The 20093-nt window shown below is 58.4% G+C and carries 17 protein-coding genes; 8 read left to right on the forward strand and 9 right to left on the reverse strand.

Annotated elements, in window-relative coordinates:
- Nucleotides 1–466 precede the first annotated feature (466 nt).
- Nucleotides 467–1552 carry an ABC transporter substrate-binding protein gene (locus AO353_RS22805; protein ID WP_054597003.1) on the forward strand — a complete coding sequence of 362 codons (1086 nt, stop codon included), beginning with the start codon at nucleotides 467–469 and terminating at the stop codon, nucleotides 1550–1552.
- Between the two features lie 15 nt (nucleotides 1553–1567).
- Here the strand turns inward: AO353_RS22805 and AO353_RS22810 are convergent, their stop codons facing one another.
- Complete coding sequence (locus tag AO353_RS22810) at nucleotides 1568–1786, reverse strand: DUF2970 domain-containing protein (RefSeq protein ID WP_054597004.1); 219 nt, start codon at nucleotides 1784–1786, stop codon at nucleotides 1568–1570.
- 77 nt (nucleotides 1787–1863) lie between these two features.
- Nucleotides 1864–2220 (reverse strand): hypothetical protein, encoded by a 357-nt coding sequence (locus AO353_RS22815; RefSeq protein ID WP_054597005.1) that lies wholly within the window; start codon nucleotides 2218–2220, stop codon nucleotides 1864–1866.
- 504 nt (nucleotides 2221–2724) lie between these two features.
- Here AO353_RS22815 and AO353_RS22820 point away from each other — a divergent pair.
- Entirely contained in the window at nucleotides 2725–7626 is a 4902-nt protein-coding gene (locus tag AO353_RS22820) for an NAD-glutamate dehydrogenase (RefSeq protein ID WP_054597006.1), read from the forward strand.
- 182 nt (nucleotides 7627–7808) lie between these two features.
- Here AO353_RS22820 and AO353_RS22825 read toward each other — a convergent pair whose 3' ends face one another.
- From AO353_RS22825 to AO353_RS22840, 4 genes are all read right to left on the reverse strand, one after another.
- The gene (locus AO353_RS22825) at nucleotides 7809–8516 is read right to left on the reverse strand and encodes a hypothetical protein (RefSeq protein WP_054597007.1); all 708 of its coding nucleotides are present in this window, start codon (nucleotides 8514–8516) and stop codon (nucleotides 7809–7811) included.
- Between the two features lie 227 nt (nucleotides 8517–8743).
- Nucleotides 8744–9163: a cupin domain-containing protein gene (locus AO353_RS22830; RefSeq protein WP_054597008.1), complete on the reverse strand. Its 420-nt coding sequence runs from the start codon at nucleotides 9161–9163 to the stop codon at nucleotides 8744–8746.
- Between the two features lie 199 nt (nucleotides 9164–9362).
- Nucleotides 9363–9656, reverse strand: a complete 294-nt coding sequence (locus AO353_RS22835) for a putative quinol monooxygenase (RefSeq protein ID WP_054597009.1) — start codon at nucleotides 9654–9656, stop codon at nucleotides 9363–9365.
- Between the two features lie 125 nt (nucleotides 9657–9781).
- A complete protein-coding gene (locus tag AO353_RS22840) occupies nucleotides 9782–11215 on the reverse strand; it encodes a PLP-dependent aminotransferase family protein (protein WP_054597010.1) in 1434 nt (477 codons plus the stop codon).
- Between the two features lie 187 nt (nucleotides 11216–11402).
- On the opposite strand from AO353_RS22840, the gene AO353_RS22845 reads away from it, so the two are divergent.
- Together AO353_RS22845 and AO353_RS22850 are read left to right on the forward strand one after the other, a co-directional pair.
- Nucleotides 11403–11924, forward strand: a complete 522-nt coding sequence (locus AO353_RS22845; protein WP_054597011.1) for a GNAT family N-acetyltransferase — start codon at nucleotides 11403–11405, stop codon at nucleotides 11922–11924.
- A gap of 244 nt (nucleotides 11925–12168) precedes the next feature.
- Nucleotides 12169–12663 (forward strand): hypothetical protein, encoded by a 495-nt coding sequence (locus AO353_RS22850; RefSeq protein ID WP_054597012.1) that lies wholly within the window; start codon nucleotides 12169–12171, stop codon nucleotides 12661–12663.
- 191 nt (nucleotides 12664–12854) lie between these two features.
- Here the strand turns inward: AO353_RS22850 and AO353_RS22855 are convergent, their stop codons facing one another.
- Complete coding sequence (locus AO353_RS22855; protein ID WP_054597013.1) at nucleotides 12855–13076, reverse strand: hypothetical protein; 222 nt, start codon at nucleotides 13074–13076, stop codon at nucleotides 12855–12857.
- 58 nt (nucleotides 13077–13134) lie between these two features.
- Entirely contained in the window at nucleotides 13135–14562 is a 1428-nt protein-coding gene (gene ccoN / locus AO353_RS22860) for a cytochrome-c oxidase, cbb3-type subunit I (protein WP_054598305.1), read from the reverse strand.
- A gap of 264 nt (nucleotides 14563–14826) precedes the next feature.
- Here ccoN and AO353_RS22865 point away from each other — a divergent pair, with 264 nt between their 5' ends.
- Together AO353_RS22865 and AO353_RS22870 are read left to right on the forward strand one after the other, a co-directional pair.
- Nucleotides 14827–16500, forward strand: coding sequence for a nitrite/sulfite reductase (locus AO353_RS22865; RefSeq protein ID WP_054597014.1), 1674 nt, complete (start codon nucleotides 14827–14829; stop codon nucleotides 16498–16500).
- Nucleotides 16497–16991, forward strand: coding sequence for a DUF934 domain-containing protein (locus AO353_RS22870; RefSeq protein ID WP_054597015.1), 495 nt, complete (start codon nucleotides 16497–16499; stop codon nucleotides 16989–16991). Before AO353_RS22865 ends, AO353_RS22870 begins: the two co-directional genes overlap by 4 nt.
- A gap of 77 nt (nucleotides 16992–17068) precedes the next feature.
- On the opposite strand, the gene AO353_RS22875 is transcribed toward AO353_RS22870, so the two are convergent.
- Nucleotides 17069–18475: a DUF1254 domain-containing protein gene (locus AO353_RS22875; RefSeq protein ID WP_054597016.1), complete on the reverse strand. Its 1407-nt coding sequence runs from the start codon at nucleotides 18473–18475 to the stop codon at nucleotides 17069–17071.
- A 271-nt stretch (nucleotides 18476–18746) separates the two neighbouring features.
- Between AO353_RS22875 and AO353_RS22880 the strand changes: the two genes are divergently transcribed.
- Both AO353_RS22880 and tpx read left to right on the forward strand, forming a co-directional pair.
- Nucleotides 18747–19190 (forward strand): SRPBCC family protein, encoded by a 444-nt coding sequence (locus tag AO353_RS22880; protein ID WP_054597017.1) that lies wholly within the window; start codon nucleotides 18747–18749, stop codon nucleotides 19188–19190.
- Between the two features lie 235 nt (nucleotides 19191–19425).
- The gene (gene tpx, locus AO353_RS22885; RefSeq protein ID WP_019690760.1) at nucleotides 19426–19926 is read left to right on the forward strand and encodes a thiol peroxidase; all 501 of its coding nucleotides are present in this window, start codon (nucleotides 19426–19428) and stop codon (nucleotides 19924–19926) included.
- Nucleotides 19927–20093: the final 167 nt, after the last annotated feature.

A 20093-nucleotide genomic window follows, 5' to 3' on the forward strand; every position in this document is an offset into this window, starting at 1 on the left:
TTGATTCCGATACTGCCTTGGCAATTCTGCGCGCACGGCCGCGCACTCCCCACGGAGCCGAGGCAAGATACCAGTTTGCGTTTATGCGCAAAAGTGATGTTTGAGTATATGTAAAGAACCAAATCGACTAATGAGACTGGTTATTGTCTTACCCACATTTGTGGTGCGGGCAATCCTCTACTTAACTGTGCTCGAGTCTTTCTGCAATCACCGATAAAACCGACAAGAGGCGATGCAATGAGCAACCCAACCAAAGCACGGAAAAGCGATAGCACCGTCGATGCATGGGCCATTCTGTTTCTGATCATCCTGGTAGTGGGCACTGCGGTGTTCTGGGTCAGCCATCAATAAGTAAGCGTGTCCGGGCCCTGTCCTGACGATTGTCGGACAAAACGACGATTAATCGCGATTTGCCAGCACTTCGCTGGCTATAATGCGCGGCTAATTGCCGGGGCTCGGATATTCAATGTTCAAGTTTTTCTGTGGGGTATTGCTGACGTTTTGCTCGGTCTATGGATCGGGTACGCAAGCGGCGTCAGTGCTGTTCCTGAGTCCTGGCACCTCTACGGAAACTTTTTGGCTGAGCTATTCGCAATTCATGCAGGCTGCCGCCCGGGATCTGGGCATGGACCTGCAGATCCAGTATTCCGAGCGCGTGCCCGAAACCACGATCAAACAGGCCCGTGAAGCCCTGCAAGGGCCAAAACGTCCGGACTATCTGGTGTTCGCCAACGAGCAATATGTTGCGCCGGAAATTTTGCGGCTGTCCGAGGGCAGCGGCGTGAAGCTGTTTATCGTCAATAGCGCGCTAAACGCTGATCAACTGGCGTTGCTCGGCAATCGCGAGAAAAAATACCCGGCTTTGCTCGGTAGCCTGGTACCCAACGATGAGGAGGGCGGTTACCTGATGCTCAAGGAGTTGATCCGCCTGCATCCTCCGGTCGCCCCCGGCCAGAAACTTGAATTGCTGGCGTTTGCCGGTTTGAAAATCACGCCGGCCTCGCAGTTGCGTGAAAAGGGCTTGATGCGGGCGTTGCGCGAGCACCCCGAGGTGCATTTGCAGCAACTGGTGTACGGCGGGTGGAACCGTCAGCGCGTCCATGAGCAGGCGACGTTGCTGTTCAAGCGCTATCCGCAGACGTCGCTGATCTGGACGGCCAACGATGAAATGGCGTTCGGCGCGATGCAGGCCTATGAAGAGGCGGGCGGCACGCCGGGCAAGGGCGCGCTGTTCAGCGCCGTCAATACCTCGCCGTCAGCCTTGCAGGCACTGCTGGATGGTCGTCTTAGTGTATTGGTAGGCGGACACTTCAGCCTGGGCGGTTGGGCGCTGGTGCAGTTGCATGACTATGACCAGGGCGTCCATGTCGAACGATATGGCGGTCGTGACCGGCAGGTCCCGCTGTTGCAGTTGATTGATCGGGAACAGGCCAGGCGCTTGTTGGCCATCGGTACCACGCAGAACTACGGTGTGATCTTTCGCAGCTTTTCGGCCAAGGATCGTCCGCTGAGCTATCGCTATCCGTTCAGCCTGCAAGCACTGATGCACTGATGCACTGACGTCGGGCTAAACCCCGGCCAGATGCAGGACCAGTTTCACGATACCGAACAGCGTCAGCGCAAAGACTGCGGTGAACAGAATGCCCAATATCACGAAATGACTGGGTTTGCCGTGTGTGAAGTCGCGGGCGCGGTTCTTTCCGCTCTGTACGCCGAACGCCGCCGCCATCACGCTGTGCAGCATCTGCCAGAAGCTGGGTGGTTTGTTGTCGACTGGATCGTCCATAAATCCCTCGTCACCGGAGTGTATTAGGCAAGCATAGTCAATCTTCCCGGGGCCGTGAGGCCACCCACCCGCTAGGGTCAGCTCAACTGGCTCACATAAGTGCCCGTGCCCTTGAGAATGTTCTGCAACGTTTCTTCCACTTCAGCCAGATCCGCCGGCGCGGTGCTGTGGTGGATTTCCAGATGATCGTCGCCATTCAGCGCATCGGCGTCAGCGGCGGCTATTTCGATCAGCAGGCGGGTAGGGCTGAGGGTGACTTTCACGCCGTCGAGGGTCGACGGTTCGCCATCAAGGGTGATCTCCAGCTCATCTTCATCCGGGTAGCGAGTCATCAAAAACATCTCGCCCTGATTGCTGTGGCAGCAGAGCATGGCCAGGTTGTCTTCTTCGTCATCGCACGGGTTGGCGATAAGGTGGGCGGTGGTCAGTTGCATGGGGAAAATCCTCGCTCAAGGAGCGTTATGAAGACGACAAAAGCCGATTCTGCCAGCCCGAGTGAATTTCTGCTCGGATGTGTGTCTGAAAGTGTGTTGTGAACACTACAAGGGGAGTCGGTCATTTCTGGTACGAAGGCACCGTAAATCCGGGCATAAAACCGTCTTTTTTTCACGCAACTGCTAGTGTTGTTCGATGCGCTGCCGATGAGTTACGTACCGATGACCGAATATGTCGCAGCATCGCAAGCAGGCAGGTTGTCGCACCCGATAAGCTGCGCAACCAATGGGCACCTCTAAAGACATTGCTTGTCTATCCGGTAGTCGTTTTTACAGATGCCCTTTCATGGAAGGTGAATGTGACCTGAGTGTCTCGTCCAGCTTCACCCATCTGTCACCCTGTTAACCTCTGCCCGAGATTCAGGAACTGGGTGACGGATTGCCCCGACAGGGGTTTTGCACGCGACGCTTCCATCAATAACAAGCCCAAGCGGAGTACCACAGATGGCGTTCTTCACCGCAGCCAGCAAAGCCGACTTCCAGCAACAACTGCAAGCGGCACTGGCGCAGCACATCAGTGAACAGTCACTGCCACAAGTGGCGCTGTTCGCTGAACAATTCTTCGGCATTATTTCCCTCGATGAGCTGACCCAGCGCCGGTTGTCCGACCTCGCCGGCTGCACCCTTTCTGCCTGGCGCCTGCTTGAGCGCTTTGATCACGCGCAACCGCAAGTGCGCGTTTACAACCCGGATTACGAACGTCACGGCTGGCAGTCGACCCACACGGCGGTCGAAGTGCTGCACCATGACTTGCCATTTCTCGTGGACTCGGTGCGCACCGAGCTGAACCGTCGCGGCTACAGCATCCACACCTTGCAAACCACGGTGCTGAGCGTGCGTCGCGGCGCCAAGGGCGAGCTGCTGGAAATCCTGCCTAAAGGCTCCCAGGGCGAAGGCATTCTGCAAGAATCGCTGATGTACCTTGAGATCGACCGTTGCGCCCATACCGCCGAACTCAATGTATTGAGCAAGGAACTGGAGCAGGTTCTCAGTGAAGTCCGCGTTGCGGTCGCCGATTTCGAACCGATGAAAGCCAAGGTCCAGGAACTGATCGAAGGCATCGACAAGAGCAAGTTTGCCGTCGATGCCGAAGAAAAGAGCGAGATCAAGGGCTTCCTCGAGTGGCTGGTGGGCAACCACTTCACGTTCCTCGGTTACGAAGAGTTCGTGGTTCGCGATGACAAGGATGGCGGCCATATCGAGTACGACCAGAGCTCGTTCCTGGGCCTGACCCGATTGCTGCGCGCCGGCCTGACGGCTGACGACCTGCGTATCGAAGACTACGCCGTGAACTACCTGCGTGAACCGACGCCGCTGTCGTTCGCCAAGGCTGCGCACCCAAGCCGTGTGCACCGTCCGGCTTACCCTGACTACGTGTCGATCCGCCAGATCGATGCCAACGGCAAAGTCATCAAGGAATGCCGTTTCATGGGCCTGTACACCTCGTCGGTGTATGGCGAAAGCGTGCGGGTCATTCCGTACATCCGTCGCAAGGTCGATGTCATCGAACAGCGCTCCGGTTTCCAGTCCAAGGCGCACCTGGGCAAGGAGCTGGCCCAGGTACTCGAAGTACTGCCGCGTGACGATCTGTTCCAGACTCCGGTCGACGAGCTGTTCAGCACCGTGATGTCGATCGTGCAGATCCAGGAACGCAACAAGATTCGCGTGTTCCTGCGCAAAGACCCGTACGGTCGCTTCTGCTACTGCCTGGCCTACGTGCCACGCGACATCTATTCCACCGAAGTGCGTCAGAAGATCCAGCAAGTGCTGATGGATCGCCTGAAAGCCAGCGATTGCGAATTCTGGACCTTCTTCTCCGAGTCCGTGCTGGCCCGTGTGCAACTGATTCTGCGGGTCGACCCGAAGAATCGTCTGGACATCGATCCACTGCTGCTGGAAAAAGAAGTGGTTCAGGCCTGCCGCAGCTGGCAGGACGACTACGCAAGCCTGGTGGTCGAAAGTTTCGGCGAAGCCCAAGGCACCAATGTGCTGTCCGACTTCCCGAAAGGCTTCCCGGCCGGCTACCGCGAGCGTTTCGCTGCGCATTCGGCTGTGGTCGACATGCAGCACCTGCTGAGCCTGAGCGAAAAAAATCCGCTGGTCATGAGCTTCTATCAGCCGCTGGGTCAGGTGTCCGGTCAGCGCGAACTGCACTGCAAGCTGTACCACGCCGATACCCCGCTGGCCCTGTCCGACGTCTTGCCAATCCTGGAAAACCTCGGCCTGCGCGTGCTGGGCGAGTTCCCGTATCGCCTGCGTCACAGCAACGGTCGCGAGTTCTGGATTCACGACTTCGCGTTCACCGCTGCTGAAGGCCTGGAACTCGACATCCAGCAGCTCAACGACACCCTGCAGGACGCGTTCGTCCACATCGTTCGCGGCGATGCCGAAAACGATGCATTCAACCGTCTGGTACTGACCGCCGGCCTGCCGTGGCGCGACGTTGCGCTGCTGCGTGCTTACGCCCGTTACCTGAAGCAGATTCGTCTGGGCTTCGACCTGGGCTACATCGCCAGCACCCTGAACAACCACACCGATATCGCTCGCGAATTGACCCGGTTGTTCAAGACCCGTTTCTACCTGGCGCGCAAGCTGACCAGCGACGACCTCGACGACAAGCAGCTGCGCCTGGAACAAGCGATTCTGAGCGCTCTGGACGACGTTCAAGTGTTGAACGAAGACCGCATCCTGCGTCGCTACCTGGACCTGATCAAGGCTACTTTGCGGACCAACTTCTACCAGACCGACGCCAACGGTCAGAACAAGTCCTACTTCAGCTTCAAGTTCAACCCGCACGCTATTCCAGAGCTGCCGAAGCCAGTACCGAAGTTCGAAATCTTCGTTTACTCGCCACGCGTCGAAGGCGTGCACCTGCGCTTCGGCAACGTGGCTCGTGGTGGTCTGCGCTGGTCCGACCGTGAAGAAGACTTCCGTACCGAAGTCCTGGGCCTGGTAAAAGCCCAGCAAGTGAAGAACTCGGTCATCGTGCCAGTGGGCGCCAAAGGCGGCTTCCTGCCGCGTCGCCTGCCGTTGGGCGGCAGCCGTGATGAGATCGCAGCAGAAGGCATCGCCTGCTACCGCATCTTCATTTCCGGTCTGTTGGACATCACCGACAACCTGAAAGACGGTGCGCTGGTACCGCCGGCCAACGTCGTGCGTCATGACGACGATGACCCGTACCTGGTGGTGGCAGCGGACAAGGGCACTGCGACCTTCTCCGACATCGCCAACGGTATTGCGATCGACTACGGCTTCTGGCTCGGTGACGCCTTCGCGTCGGGCGGCTCGGCCGGTTACGACCACAAGAAAATGGGCATCACCGCCAAAGGCGCGTGGGTTGGCGTACAACGTCACTTCCGCGAGCGCGGCATCAACGTCCAGGAAGACAGCATCACTGTCGTGGGTGTCGGCGACATGGCCGGTGACGTGTTCGGTAACGGTTTGTTGATGTCCGACAAGCTGCAACTGGTCGCAGCGTTCAACCACCTGCACATTTTCATCGACCCGAATCCACAGCCAGCCAACAGCTTCGCTGAGCGTCAGCGTCTGTTCGACCTGCCGCGTTCGGCGTGGTCGGATTACGACACCAGCATCATGTCTGAAGGCGGCGGGATTTTCTCCCGTAGCGCGAAGAGCATCGCGATTTCCCCGCAGATGAAAGAGCGCTTCGACATTCAGGCCGACAAGCTGACCCCGACCGAACTGCTGAACGCCTTGCTCAAGGCACCAGTGGATCTGTTGTGGAACGGCGGTATCGGTACGTACGTCAAAGCCAGCAGCGAAAGCCACGCCGATGTCGGCGACAAGGCCAACGATGCACTGCGCGTGAACGGCAACGAACTGCGCTGCAAAGTCGTGGGCGAGGGCGGTAACCTCGGTATGACCCAACTGGGTCGTGTCGAATTCGGTCTCAATGGCGGCGGCTCGAACACCGACTTCATCGACAACGCCGGTGGCGTGGACTGCTCCGACCACGAAGTGAACATCAAGATCCTGCTCAACGAAGTGGTGCAGGCTGGCGACATGACCGAGAAGCAACGTAACCAGTTGCTCGGCAGCATGACGGATGAAGTCGGCGGCCTGGTTCTCGGCAACAACTACAAGCAGACCCAGGCCCTGTCCCTGGCAGCCCGTCGCGCCTACGTGCGGATTGCCGAGTACAAGCGCTTGATGAACGACCTGGAAGGCCGTGGCAAGCTGGACCGTGCCATCGAGTTCCTGCCGACCGAAGATCAACTGAACGAGCGCGTTGCGGCAGGCCATGGCCTGACCCGTGCCGAGCTGTCGGTATTGATCTCCTACAGCAAGATCGACCTCAAGGAGCAGTTGCTCAACTCCCTGGTGCCGGACGACGATTACCTGACCCGCGACATGGAAACCGCTTTCCCGCCGATGCTGGTCAGCAAGTTCTCCGAGGCCATGCGTCGTCACCGTCTGAAGCGTGAGATCGTCAGCACCCAGATCGCCAACGACCTGGTCAACCACATGGGCATCACCTTCGTTCAGCGACTCAAAGAGTCGACCGGCATGAGCCCGGCGAACGTGGCCGGCGCTTATGTGATCGTGCGTGACATCTTCCATCTCCCGCACTGGTTCCGTCAGATCGAGGCGCTGGATTACCAGGTGTCGGCTGACGTACAACTGGAGCTGATGGATGAACTGATGCGTCTGGGCCGTCGTGCCACTCGCTGGTTCCTGCGCAGCCGTCGCAACGAGCAGAACGCAGCGCGCGACGTCGCGCATTTCGGTCCACATCTGGCAGCGCTGGGCCTCAAGCTCGACGAACTGCTGGAAGGCCCGACCCGCGAAGGCTGGCAGACCCGCTACCAGGCCTACGTCGCCGCTGGCGTACCCGAGTTGCTGGCGCGCATGGTTGCAGGCACCAGTCACCTGTACACCCTGTTGCCAATCATCGAGGCGGCGGATGTGACCGGCCAGAACGCAGCGGACGTGGCCAAGGCCTACTTCGCCGTGGGCAGCGCGCTGGACCTGACTTGGTACCTGCAACAGATCAGTGCTCTGCCGGTGGAAAACAACTGGCAAGCGCTGGCCCGTGAAGCGTTCCGCGATGACATCGACTGGCAGCAACGGGCGATCACCATCTCGGTCCTGCAAATGGGCAACGGCAAGCAGGACGTGGAAACACGTCTGGCCTTGTGGATGGACCAGAACCAGACCATGGTCGAGCGCTGGCGCGCCATGCTGGTGGACATCCGTGCCGCCAGCGGCACCGACTACGCCATGTACGCGGTCGCCAACCGCGAACTGCTGGACCTGGCGTTGAGCGGTCAAGCGGTGGTGCCTGTCACGGCCACTGCAATCGCTGAACTGGAGCCTGCTGCCTGATCGTCAGGCGCTGAATAAAAAAGCCCCGTATCGAGAGAAACGGGGCTTTTTTAATTTAAACGTTAAAGAATGTGGGCTCTGACAGGGGAAGTCGATGTAGGAGCCTGCGATCTTTTAGCGTCAACTGCTTTGCAACATAAGTTTAAATATCTAGATCAAATGATCGTGGCCTGCGGTAGCGCCTACCGAATGATGACGGCCGTTCCGTTGTTCACCGAAAGTTTATCTGATGGTCTGCTTAGTAAATTGCTGAGCGACTGGTCAAACTTTTGCAAGGCGTGAACTTGAATGTTTTGCTGTTCATTGATATCGGCAACTATCTCGCTTGTCGGTTTGAAGTCCGCCCACACCGGGCTCAGACTTTTTGCATCATGGCCCTGAGCAGTCCCGATGTAATTGAGATTGGCGTCATAGAAGGCCGCGCTGACGTCGGCCTGCACATTGGAACTGCGGGAAGTGATGAGCTGACTATGGGTATCGATGACCGCCACGACATCCGGTTTTGCGGCTTTAAGACTTTGCATGTCCGGGTAAACCGTCACCGAGCCGAACTGTCGTTGCAGTGAGGCCTTGACCCAATCCACCGCCATGTCTGGTTGGGAGGTGGAAACATAGGCGTCGTGGATCGGTTGCACCAGCAGGCTCTGGCCGAAACCGGTGCCGGCGTTGGTCTGGTAGTCCTTGAGGTAGGCATGGCTGTTCTGGGTATTCTGACTGTAGACAATGCCCAGTGACACGTCCGGACCGCTGGTGACATGGGTGGCGCTGGAGTGCATGACCGGTGCAGTGAAGTAGTTTCTCAGCGCGGCTTGCTCTTCTGGAGCGGTGGGCACCGAACAGCCGGTTAATAAGGCGGTGAGGCTTACGCTGGTTAGCAGAATTAGTTTCATGGTGTGTCTCCAGTGAAACACATTCAGTCGGGAAGTTTAAGCGGCCAACTAGTGTCGGCGTAGTTCCAGACTAAATCTGTGGGCTGGAAATAAAATAGCCAATGGCTCCGCTGGTCAGGTCGCCAATTTATTATGGGTTTAAAAATGTGCGAGTAACTTCCCAAGGAAATAAACAGGGCTTGAATAGTGGATTCAGACCCTGTTGCTTATGGCAGGTTGCGCGGGTATTAGTTTTTTAACGGGATCAACACTTCATCGGTTTTATCCATCAACATGAATACCAGTAATTTGGCAGGTTTTGTGGCGCTGGCGTTTTTCGAGATCAGGTGCTCGGAACCCGCCGGCTCATACCAGGACTCGCCAGCCTTGTAGGTGATGGCTTGCTCGCCCTTGACCTGGGAAGTCACTTCACCCGAGACCACATAGGCCATGGCCGTGCCCTGATGTTTATGGGCAATCGAGGCTTGTCCCGGCTGGTAATCAACCACCAGCATCATGGCTTTCTTGCCCGGTGCATTGAGCAGCATCTGGTCTTGCAGCATGGTGACCTTTTCTTGATGACCGGCGGCCTCATGGGCGAATGCCGAGGTGGAAACGGTCAGAGTCAGGGCAATAAGGGGCGCGGCACAGAAGCGCAAAAAGTTCATGGTTTTACCTGCAGTGGATTAGTGGTCAGGGACCAATCTAGTGCGCCACCCTTGACAATCAAACAGCCAATATTCGAGAAGGTCAGGGGACCAATTGCGTACAGAGAAACGAAAAGATCTCAGCCTGCGGCAGCTCCTACACGGGGTTATGCGTTTCCCTGTGGGAGCTGCCGCAGACTGCGATCTTTTGATCTTGTTTTTAGTGGATCGGAAAACTATTGAAGTCGACGCTGCTGGCCAGTCGGCTGTCGATCAGGCTGATGAAGCCTTGAACTTGCGGGCAGTAGAAGTGTGATTGCATGGCGGTTTCGGACTGCCAGCGGGCACTGACCGTCCATCGATTGTCATCCTCCGGACAGCGGTCGACCATGTAGGAATCGCAGCCTGGGAGCTCACGCAATGTTTCGACGATCTTCTGCAATTGCTTGCCCAGTTCATCCGAGCGGCCAGCGGCGGCCTGTACCTGGACCGTATTGATTATTTCGTTGGGCATCGCACACGCTCCTGTATCAAGCCGGACGAGGCTCGCTCAAGGTGGGATAACGCATGTGCAGGATAGGCCTGTGGCTGGTAGCGGCCAACAGCCAATTGGCAGTAAAAGTGCCATACCAATAGACCTCAACAGACTTGCTGCAAAATGTCCCGCAGACGGTCAAGGGCACTATCGATGTCCAGGGTTTCGATGGAGCCGAAGCCCATGAACAGCCCGGCCCGTGGCGGTTGCTGATAGTAAAAACCGCTCAGGCCATACAGCCCGACGTCGAGTTTTTTCGCCAATGTGATGACCAGCGGGACATCCACCTCGACTTTGCACAGCAAGGCCATGTGAAAGCCGGCAGTGGTTGGCACCGCTTCGAGCCAGGGCGAAAGGTCCCCGGCGACGCGTGCGAGGATGCGCTCGCGCCGCCCGGCATAGACCGTATGGCAGCGGCGGATGTGTTTCAGCAGGCAGCCTTCGGCGATGAACTTGGCCAAGGCCCATTGCGGCAGGGTCGAGGTGTGCAGGTCGGTCAGTTGCTTGGCGCGGATCACCGCGTCGAGAATGGCCGGCGGCAGAATCGCGTAACCCAGGCGCAATTCTGGCAGCAGGGTTTTCGAAAAGGTCCCGACGTAGGCGACGATCCCGCGCTCATCCATGCTTTGCAGGGAGTCGGTGGGGCGGCCCGCGTAGCGGAACTCACTGTCGTAGTCGTCCTCGATAATGATCGCGCCCAGCTCATGTGCCCTTGCCAGCAAGGCTTCGCGCCGTGCCTGGCTCATCGGCATGCCGAGCGGGAACTGGTGAGAGGGTGTGACATAGATCAGCCGGGTTCCATCGGGAATCAGCTCGACTTGAATGCCTTGTTCATCCACCGGCACCCCGACCGCCTCGGCGCCGTGGGAGGTGAACAACAGGCGTGCCGGCGGGTAGCCGGGATCTTCCATCGCGACGAGGCTACCGGGCTCGGTCAGTACGCGGGAGATCAGGTCCAGCGCTTGCTGCGCGCCGTTGCACACCACCACGTCGTCGTCCTGGCAATTGACCCCGCGAGAAAAGGCGATATGCCGGGCGATCGCGTTGCGCAGCGTCGGCAGGCCTTCCGGCTCGCTGTAAAAACCCTTGGAGCCAGCAATCTGTCGCAGCGCATGGGCGGTGCAGCGGCGCCAGTCATCCTGAGGAAACAGGCCCTTGCTGGTGGCACCGCCGATGAACTCGTAACGTAGCGAACCTTCCTGGGTGGGGTGGCGCAAGAACCACGGCATGTTGCGCCAACGCTCGAGGATGTCGGCGCTCGCCAGTTCGCAATGGCTCTGTTTGCGGACGATTGCCGAGGGGCGGGGATTGACGTAGGTGCCTTTGCCGATCCTCCCGGTGAGGAAGTTCTCGTAGGTCAACTGCGCGTAGGTGTCGGAAATGGTCTTGCGTGAGATGCCCAATTGTTCGGCGAGCAAGCGGCTCGGCGGTAGCTGTGTCCCGGCGGCCAGGCGACCCGACTCTATGGCGCTGCGCAGTTGCTGATACAGCTGACCGGCGAGGTCCTTGCGGCCGTTGATCACAACATGAAGTTCCATACCCGCGAGGCTCCTGCGGCAGTTGGTGTATTGGGAAGACGTGCATGGCGCCAGATTACCCGTATTGCGGTGTCGGGAAGAAGCTGCAGCGCATCCCTATTCGCGCCTCGTCGCGCTATGGCTGTCGTCATCCGGGTGATGATCCGTTTAGACTCGATGGCCATGCTACTTTCAAGGAGGAATCACCATGTCAGCCATCGATCCTGTGATCAGCATTGAGCGTATGAGCGAAGCCCACATCGAGGGCATTACCGCGCTTTACAACGATCCGGCGGTTGCCCGCCAGGTGCTGCAAATGCCGTTTCAGTCCACTGAAGTCTGGCGCAAGCGCCTGGCGCCGGAGAACGAGCGGGTGGTGCAACTGGTGGCGTTGCATCAGGGCCAGGTGATTGGCAACGTCGGCCTGGAGCAGGTTTCGCGGATTCGTCGCAGTCATTGCGCCAACATCGGCATGGGCGTGGCGGTCGCGTGGCAAGGCAAGGGCGTTGGCTCTCGGCTGCTCGCGGCGGTGCTCGACCTTGCCGACAACTGGATGAACGTGCAACGGGTCGAACTCTCGGTGTATGCGGATAACGAAGCGGCGATCGGGCTGTATCGCAAGTTTGGTTTCGACACAGAAGGCTTGTTTCGCGAGTATGCAGTGCGCGATGGGGTGCTGGTGGATGCCCTGAGCATGGCGCGCTTGCGCCGTCTGCTCAAGGCGCGCTGAGTCAGCCGCCGAGGGCGAACGCCAGCGCAGCTTGCGCATACCGTTCGGCGGCATCCGGGACCAATACGCTCCTGTTGATGACGGAGTGCGGCCTACAATGTCCGCGATCCGGCAGCGGAGTAAACCCTTGGCGCGGCGCTGAAGTGTCAGCAAGGTGTGCATGCCCGGTTTTAGTCGTACGCCGGCAGCGTGCATCTGCCATGCTCAAAGTCCGCAGTACTGCTTCAACCAAAGGAACACAGCAATGGATGACGTACAGCAACTGGGTGAGATGCTTCGCCACTACGCAGAAAGCGAAGCGCACAAGAAGCAGCTGTTTGAAACCCAATCGGCAGTGTGGGCAACACGAATTGGCGAGTTGTTCGGGCAGATCGAGCAGTGGCTGGCCCCGGTCAAGGCCCCGCATTTGCTGGAGGTGAGCCGCGAAGCCTATGTGGCGTTCGGGGCGAACGTGCCGGTCGAAAGCTCGACCTTCAAGACCGAAAAACTGAGCATTCTGATTGCCGGCAAACCGGTGGAAATCGTCCCGGAAGTGATGGGTGCCGGTGGGCTGATTACACTGGCGGTCATGGGCTTGACCGCTGCGCGTTACGGCAGCGTGTCGCTGGTGTGCCAACCCCCTTCGACTGACTGGCAGTGGCGCAAGACCAATGGCCTGAAAGACCCGGACACCTTTGCCTTCGACGCGAATTTCCTGGCGCAGCAGTTGCAGAGCCTGATACCGCGCGATCGGGGTTGAGTCGAGTTCTGGCAGGTGTGAACTTTTGTGGCGAGGGGGCTTGCCCCCGTTGGAGCGCGAAGCGGTCCAAAAGTCGATGATCGTATTGTGTCAGGGAAAATGCATCTGCCGGTTTTACGACTGCTTCGCAGCCGAACGGGGCGGTGCGGCGTTCCGGCAAGCCCCCTCGCCACAGGGGGTGTGGTTTGACTTCAAACCTCCAGATTCCCCCAACCCGGCCTGGCTTCTTCGGGGGCAACGGCTTTCACCGTCTTGCCCGTCGCCAACTCCACCCGCCGTGCCACTTCCGGGTCATCGGCAAACGGTATCAGACTGGCATCTTCCAGGCTTTCGGCCGACTGATGCTTCAAGCAATACTCCACCGATAAATACAGGCACGCCACGCCCAACAGATTCAACATGACTTCGATCATGACAAACATTCCCTGAGGTGAGAGGCGCAAGCCGGTGGGGCTTGCGTCATGGGCCGGATCAAGCGATCTGCGCTTCTTGCTCAGCGATTTTCAGGTCGGCGACCCGCACGGTGCGCCAGGTGTTGTAAGCCATCAACAGCATGCCGCTGAGGAAGAACACGCCGCCGACGAAACGCACAATGAAGCCAGGATGGCTGGCCACCAGGGTTTCGACGAAGGAATAGGTCAGCGTGCCATCGTCGTTGATGGCGCGCCACATCAGGCCCTGGGTGATGCCGTTGACCCACATCGAGGCGATGTACAGCACGGTGCCGATGGTTGCGAGCCAGAAGTGCGTGTTGATCAGACTGATGCTGTACATCTGCTCGCGGCCAAAGACTTTCGGGATCATGTGGTACAGCGAACCGAAGGTGATCATCGCCACCCAGCCCAAGGCGCCGGCGTGTACGTGGCCGATGGTCCAGTCGGTGTAGTGGGAGAGGGCGTTGACGGTTTTGATCGCCATCATCGGCCCTTCGAACGTCGACATGCCGTAGAACGCCAGCGACAGCACCAAGAACCGCAGAATCGGGTCGGTGCGCAACTTATGCCAGGCGCCCGAGAGCGTCATCATCCCGTTGATCATCCCGCCCCAGCTCGGCGCCAGCAGGATCAGCGACATCGCCATGCCCAGCGATTGCGCCCAGTCCGGCAGTGCGGTGTAGTGCAAGTGGTGTGGGCCGGCCCAGATGTACAGGGTGATCAGCGCCCAGAAATGCACGATCGACAACCGATAGGAATACACCGGCCGGCCGACCTGTTTCGGCACGAAGTAATACATCATCCCGAGGAAGCCGGTGGTCAGGAAGAAGCCCACTGCGTTGTGCCCATACCACCACTGCACCATCGCATCGGTGGCCCCGGAATACACCGGATAGGACTTGAACCAACCCACCGGAATCGACAGGTGATTGACCACGTGCAGCATGGCGATCACCACAATGAACGCACCGAAGAACCAGTTGCCGACGTAGATGTGCTTGGTCTTGCGCTGCACCACGGTGGTGAAAAACACGATGGCGTAGGCGACCCAGACCACCGTCATCCACACCGCGCCGGAGAACTCGATCTCGGCGTATTCCTTGGTGGTGGTGTAGCCCAGGGGGAGGGTGATCAGCATGCTGACGATCACCGATTGCCAGCCCCAGAAGGTGAAGGCGGCGAGTTTGTCGCTGTACAGTCGCACCTGGCAGGTGCGCTGAACCGCGTAGTAGCTGGCGGCAAATTGTGCGCTGCCGGCAAAACCGAAAATCACCAGGCTGGTGTGCAGCGGGCGCAAGCGACCAAAGGTGGTCCAGGGCAAATCGAGGTTCGCCTCCGGCCACACCAGTTGCGAGGCGATCCACACGCCCATCGCCATCCCGATAACACCCCATACCACTGTTGCCACGACGAATTGGCGGACGACCTTGTAGTTATAGGCCTGTCCGATTGCTGCTGTGCTCATGGTCAATGCTTCCACGGTTGCAAAGTCTTGCCAGGCCACCCGGTCTGGCATGCGGTCAACTGTAGAAACCCTGGTCGAAACAAAACAGACTCAGAAAAACTGCATTAATACGGATCAGATGTAATGCCTGCCTGCGGTGATCTGCCGCGCCCTGATATGGTTTTTTAGTCTTTAGCTGAATCTGTAACCACCTGAGCCGCTACTGCATAGTCACTCCCCCAGAAACGAGCCGCAGAGCCCGATCAACCCTGATGAGGTAGCGACATGTATCAGTACGATGACTATGACCGGGCCCTGGTCTTTGAACGGGTTGCGCAGTTCCGCGATCAGGTCGAGCGGTTCATGGCTGGAGCCTTGAGTGAGGAAGAGTTTTTGCCGTTGCGCCTGCAGAACGGCCTGTACATGCAAAAGCACGCCTACATGCTGCGGGTGGCCATTCCTTACGGCACCCTGAGCGCCCGGCAGATGCGTACGCTGGCGAGCATCGCCCGGGATTACGATCGGGGTTACGGGCACTTCACCACCCGACAAAACATGCAATTCAACTGGATCGAACTGGCCCAGGTGCCGGACATCCTCGAGCGCCTGGCCCAGGTCGAAATGCATGCGATCCAGACCTCCGGCAACTGCGTGCGCAACATCACCACCGAAGCCTTTGCCGGGGTGGCGGCCGATGAGCTGATCGATCCGCGGCCCTTGGCGGAAATCCTCCGGCAGTGGTCGACCATCAACCCCGAATTCCTGTTTTTGCCACGTAAATTCAAGATCGCCATCTGCTCGGCGGAACAGGACCGTGCGGCGATCATGATGCATGACATCGGTCTCTACCTTTACCGCGACGCGGCAGGGCAGATGCTGCTGCGGGTGATCGTTGGCGGCGGTCTGGGGCGCACACCGATCCTCGGTTTGCAGATCCGTGAAGGATTGCCTTGGCAGCATTTGCTGTCCTACGTCGAGGCGGTGTTGCGGGTCTACAACCGCCATGGTCGACGTGACAACAAGTACAAGGCGCGGATCAAGATTCTGGTCAAGGCGCTGGGCATCGAGGCCTTCGCCCAGGAAGTCGAACAGGAGTGGCAACACCTCAAGGACGGCCCGGCGCAGTTGACCGACGTCGAATACCAGCGCGTCGCCAGCGCGTTCGTGCCGCCCACCTATGCGCCACTGGCCGACACCGACCTGGACTTCGGTACTCGCCTGACCGAGAACCTGGCATTCGCGCGTTGGGTTGCGCGTAACGTGCAGCCGCACAAAGTACCTGGCTACACCAGCGTGGTGCTGTCGACCAAACCTGGCATGGCTTCGCCACCCGGTGATGTCACCGATGCGCAGATGGACGCGGTGGCCGACTGGTCCGAGCAGTTCGGTTTCGGCGAAATCCGCATTGCCCATGAACAGAACATTGTCCTGCCGGACGTGCCCAAGTCTGACCTGTACGCGTTGTGGTGCCTGGCCTGCGAGCATGGACTGGGCTGCGCCAATATCGGTTTGCTGACGGACATCATTGCCTGCCCCGGCGGCGATTTCTGCGCGCTGGCCAATGCCAAATCGATCCCCATCGCCCAAGCGATTCAGGCACGTTTCGATGACCTGGATTACCTCCACGACCTGGGTGACATCAGTCTCAACATTTCTGGCTGCATGAATGCCTGTGGTCATCACCACATCGGCAATATCGGCATTCTCGGCGTCGATAAGAATGGCAGCGAGTGGTACCAGATCACTCTCGGTGGATCACAGGGCAAGAACAGCGCGTTGGGCAAGGTCATCGGTCCGTCGTTCAGCGCCGCCGAAGTACCGCAGGTGATCGAGCGGATCATCGCGACCTTTGTCCGTTACCGCGAGAGCGAAGAACTGTTTGTCGATACCTTGCAGCGCATCGGTCTGGAGCCGTTCAAGGAGCGCGTTTATCCCAAGAGCCTGGAGGTCGTCGCATGAATAATCTGCTGCGGTTGGAAGATGGTGCTGCGCTTAAGGTCGACGACGATCCGTGGACCCTGGTCAGGGACCTGGAAAGCCAACTGCCAGCGGGGCCGCTGATTTTGCCGCTGGCTCTGTGGCTGACCCGCCGTACTGAACATCATCCGTCACGAGACGCGGTGTGGTTGGGGCCGGATGACGAGGTCGACAGTCTCAAGCCGTGGCTCAAGCTGATACCCATGATCGCGCTGGAGTTTCCAAGTTTTCGCGATGGCCGCGCTTACAGCCAGGCTTACCTGTTGCGCACGCGTTTGGGCTGGGCGGGGGAGTTGCGGGCGATTGGCGATGTGCTGCGCGACCAGCTCAGCCATATGCGCCAATGCGGTTTCGATGCGTTCGCGGTGCGTGAAGACAAATGCGCTGAAGATGCCCTGAAGGGGCTGGTGGGGATGAGCGTGCATTACGGTCGCTCGGTGATCGAGCCACGACCGTTGTTTCGCCGACGCTGATCAATACGTTCAACAGATCCGGGTGATGTGTGCACCCACGGTTGCGGGGGTGCACACGGTTTGCGTATTACTTCAACTTACGGGTTGATCGGCGTCAGCGGTGGCAGTTTCCATTGACCGTTGCCGACCTGAGGCTGGGGCAGGTACAGGCGCAACACCGCGTAGAACGGGCCGTGCGGCGCCGGTAGCCAGTTGCTGCGCTGATCCTTGAGCGGCTCGGAGTGCTGCAGGTAAAGCGTCAGTCCGCCGTCCGGGTCGCGCTTGAAGGTGGACAGCATGCGCGAGTTGAGCAGATAGCGTTTCTTGTGGTTAGGCACCAGCAGCTTGGTCTTGCCGTCGTACATGGTCAGTGACCAGAACGCATCGGCTGGCGGCAACTGATCCTTGTCAAAGTGCACGGTGTAGCTGTGTCTCGCGCCGTTGGCCGGTTTGCCCAGGCTGTCGACCAGATAACTGAACTTGGCTGCTTCATCGGCCGAGTTGCCAAAGATCCCCAGGTTGGCGCCGGCGTAGCGGTACAGATAATTGTTGTTCAAGTGGTCGCGGGTGCCGAACAAGTCACCGTTGTTGACCTGATGGGTATCGATCTTGTCTTTCTTGAACGCCGCGTACTCGGCCTTGGCATCGGCAATCCCGTCGTCGAGGGCTTTGCGCTGTTCGGCGGTGAGAGTTTTAAGGTCGTACGGCTGGCCGGCAACAATGCCGATTTTCGCGAAACGTGCCAGTTGGTCTTTTTCAACGTCTTGCGCCGGAGCGAAGCCGAGCATGAAGTTCAGGTAGCGGAACAGCTCAGGGCTGTCGCTCATGGTCGGAGTTGGCTTTGGCCAGTCGATTTTTGGTACAGCAGCCGGTGCCGGTTGCCCCAGGTATTGGCTCAACGTCTGAACCTTGTAGCCGTGCTGGATTTTCTTGACCTTCTCCAGGTCCTTTTCATCAAACAACTGCGTGCGGTACAGCGCATAGGCAATATTGGTTTCGCTACGTACCAGGCGATCGATCTTCAGCGGTTGCTGACCTTGCCAATTGGGACCGGCAATCATGAAGGTCCCGCCCTTGTTGCCCGTGCTGCGGGTGCCCAGGTAAGCAAAGTTCTGGGTGTAGAGGTCGACCAGTTGTACCGAGTAGTAACGCTCTTCGGCGATCTGCGGCAGGGTCACAACCACAGGCTCGGCGCGCAGGTCCATCCAGAGAAATGAGCTGGGAGTGTCCGGGTTTGGGCTAACGAACGCGGTGTCCTTGGGGGTGAACGCTCTTGCCGTATTGCTGATATGGTTGAGCGGTGCCTTGAAGTTCGGACCGTTCTTGTCCACCGCCTGGGTGTACAGGGTCTTGTACATCTCAACCACCGGGAAGCCGTAGAGATACGCGTCTTTGGCGATCCCCCGGGCTTCTTCGGGGCTGGCGCTGAAATCTGCCCAGGCGCTTGCGCTCAGTAGCAAAGAGAGGCCGGCGAGCAACAGGCGGGTCGGTTTTTCGATGGTCATTGCACAGTCCTATGGATAAGCGCGATTCAGGTGTCATTGCACGGGCGTAATGTCGTCGAGTTTGCGGTTTTTGTCGAAACAAGTTTCCGTTACCGAACAAAGGTGCACGTCATTGCGGGTCGTTACCTGGTCACTTTGTACATAAAGTCCCCTAAATTTCGTGCGCCAAAATAATAAGCCTATTCACAGGCTTGCATGTGAAAAGCGCTGTAATACGGTAAATGTCGAGTGCTAATCTGCCGGCATTCGTGCTCAAGGAAGGACACTGTCAATGCCTGTTCTGGAACTCTCCACGCTGATCAGAGGACAAACACCCGCACAGGTTCTCGATTTTTGCCTTGAAGGCAGCAATTTCCCGAAAATCTTCCCGGAACGGGTGACGCCATTAGGCAACATCGACGTGAATGACTTGCGCATTGCTGCCGGTCGCGAGTTCAGTTTTCGTCACTGGATGTTCGGATGTATTCCGGCGACCTGGACCGTGACGATTCGCGAGGTCAGCGACAGCCATTTCATCGACGAAATGCTCAAGGGCCCGATGGCTGCATTTCGTCATGAGCACCGGGTCGCGGCGGCGGAGGGGGGGACGCTGTACACTGATCGCGTCACCTATGCGGCCATTGGCGGTGCACTTTTCGAGTGGTTGATGGTCAATGCCTACATGCGGCGGATTTTCGAGGCGCGGCACCGCAATATGCTTCGTTTGCTGGGCTGAATCGCGCCCCCGTAGGAGCAAGGCTTGCCCGCGAAGAACGATAACGCGGTGAGGCTGTTGCACCGCAGTGTTCCAATCGCGGGCAAGCCTTGCTCCTACAGGGGCGGCTTGTGTTGTATCCAGTTTGGGTCGCGAGATATCACAATTTGTGTTCGGCCATAGGTCGTCGGACAATTTCGTGGTTAACTTCGACCTCTTCGATATTTTCCAAACAACGTTCAGAAGGACTCCGTTCATGGCTCAAGTCACCCTCAAAGGCAATCCGGTTCAAGTCAACGGCCAACTGCCACAAGCCGGTTCCAAGGCGCCAGCCTTTTCCCTGGTTGCCGGCAATCTGTCCGACGTGACCCTGGCAAGCTTCGCCGGCAAGCGCAAAGTGCTGAACATCTTCCCAAGCATCGACACTCCGACCTGCGCCACGTCGGTACGCAAGTTCAACGCTCAGGCCAACGACGTGGCCAACACCGTTGTCCTGTGCATCTCGGCTGACCTGCCGTTCGCCCAGGCACGTTTCTGCGGCGCTGAAGGCCTGGAAAACGTCCAGAACCTGTCGACCCTGCGCGGCCGTGAGTTCATCGAAAACTATGGCGTTGCCATTGCCGACGGCCCGCTCAAAGGCCTGACCGCCCGCGCCGTGGTGGTACTCGATGAAAACGACACTGTGCTGCACAGCGAACTGGTTAAAGAAATCGCTGAAGAGCCAAACTACGAAGCGGCGTTGGCCGTTTTGAAGTAACCGCATTTTACAATTATTAACGGCCTGGCTCTGTCCAGGCCGTTTTCATTTGTGCTTCAGTGCCTTAGCAAAAAATCGCAAAAGCAGGCTGAAGGTAAATTGCCGGTAAAGGCGCTTTGCTTCAATGCCGTCAGTGCTTATCGTTCACTCTCCCGTATAAAGATGCC

It is taken from the genome of Pseudomonas fluorescens (assembly GCF_001307155.1).
Lineage (GTDB): Bacteria > Pseudomonadota > Gammaproteobacteria > Pseudomonadales > Pseudomonadaceae > Aquipseudomonas > Aquipseudomonas helvetica.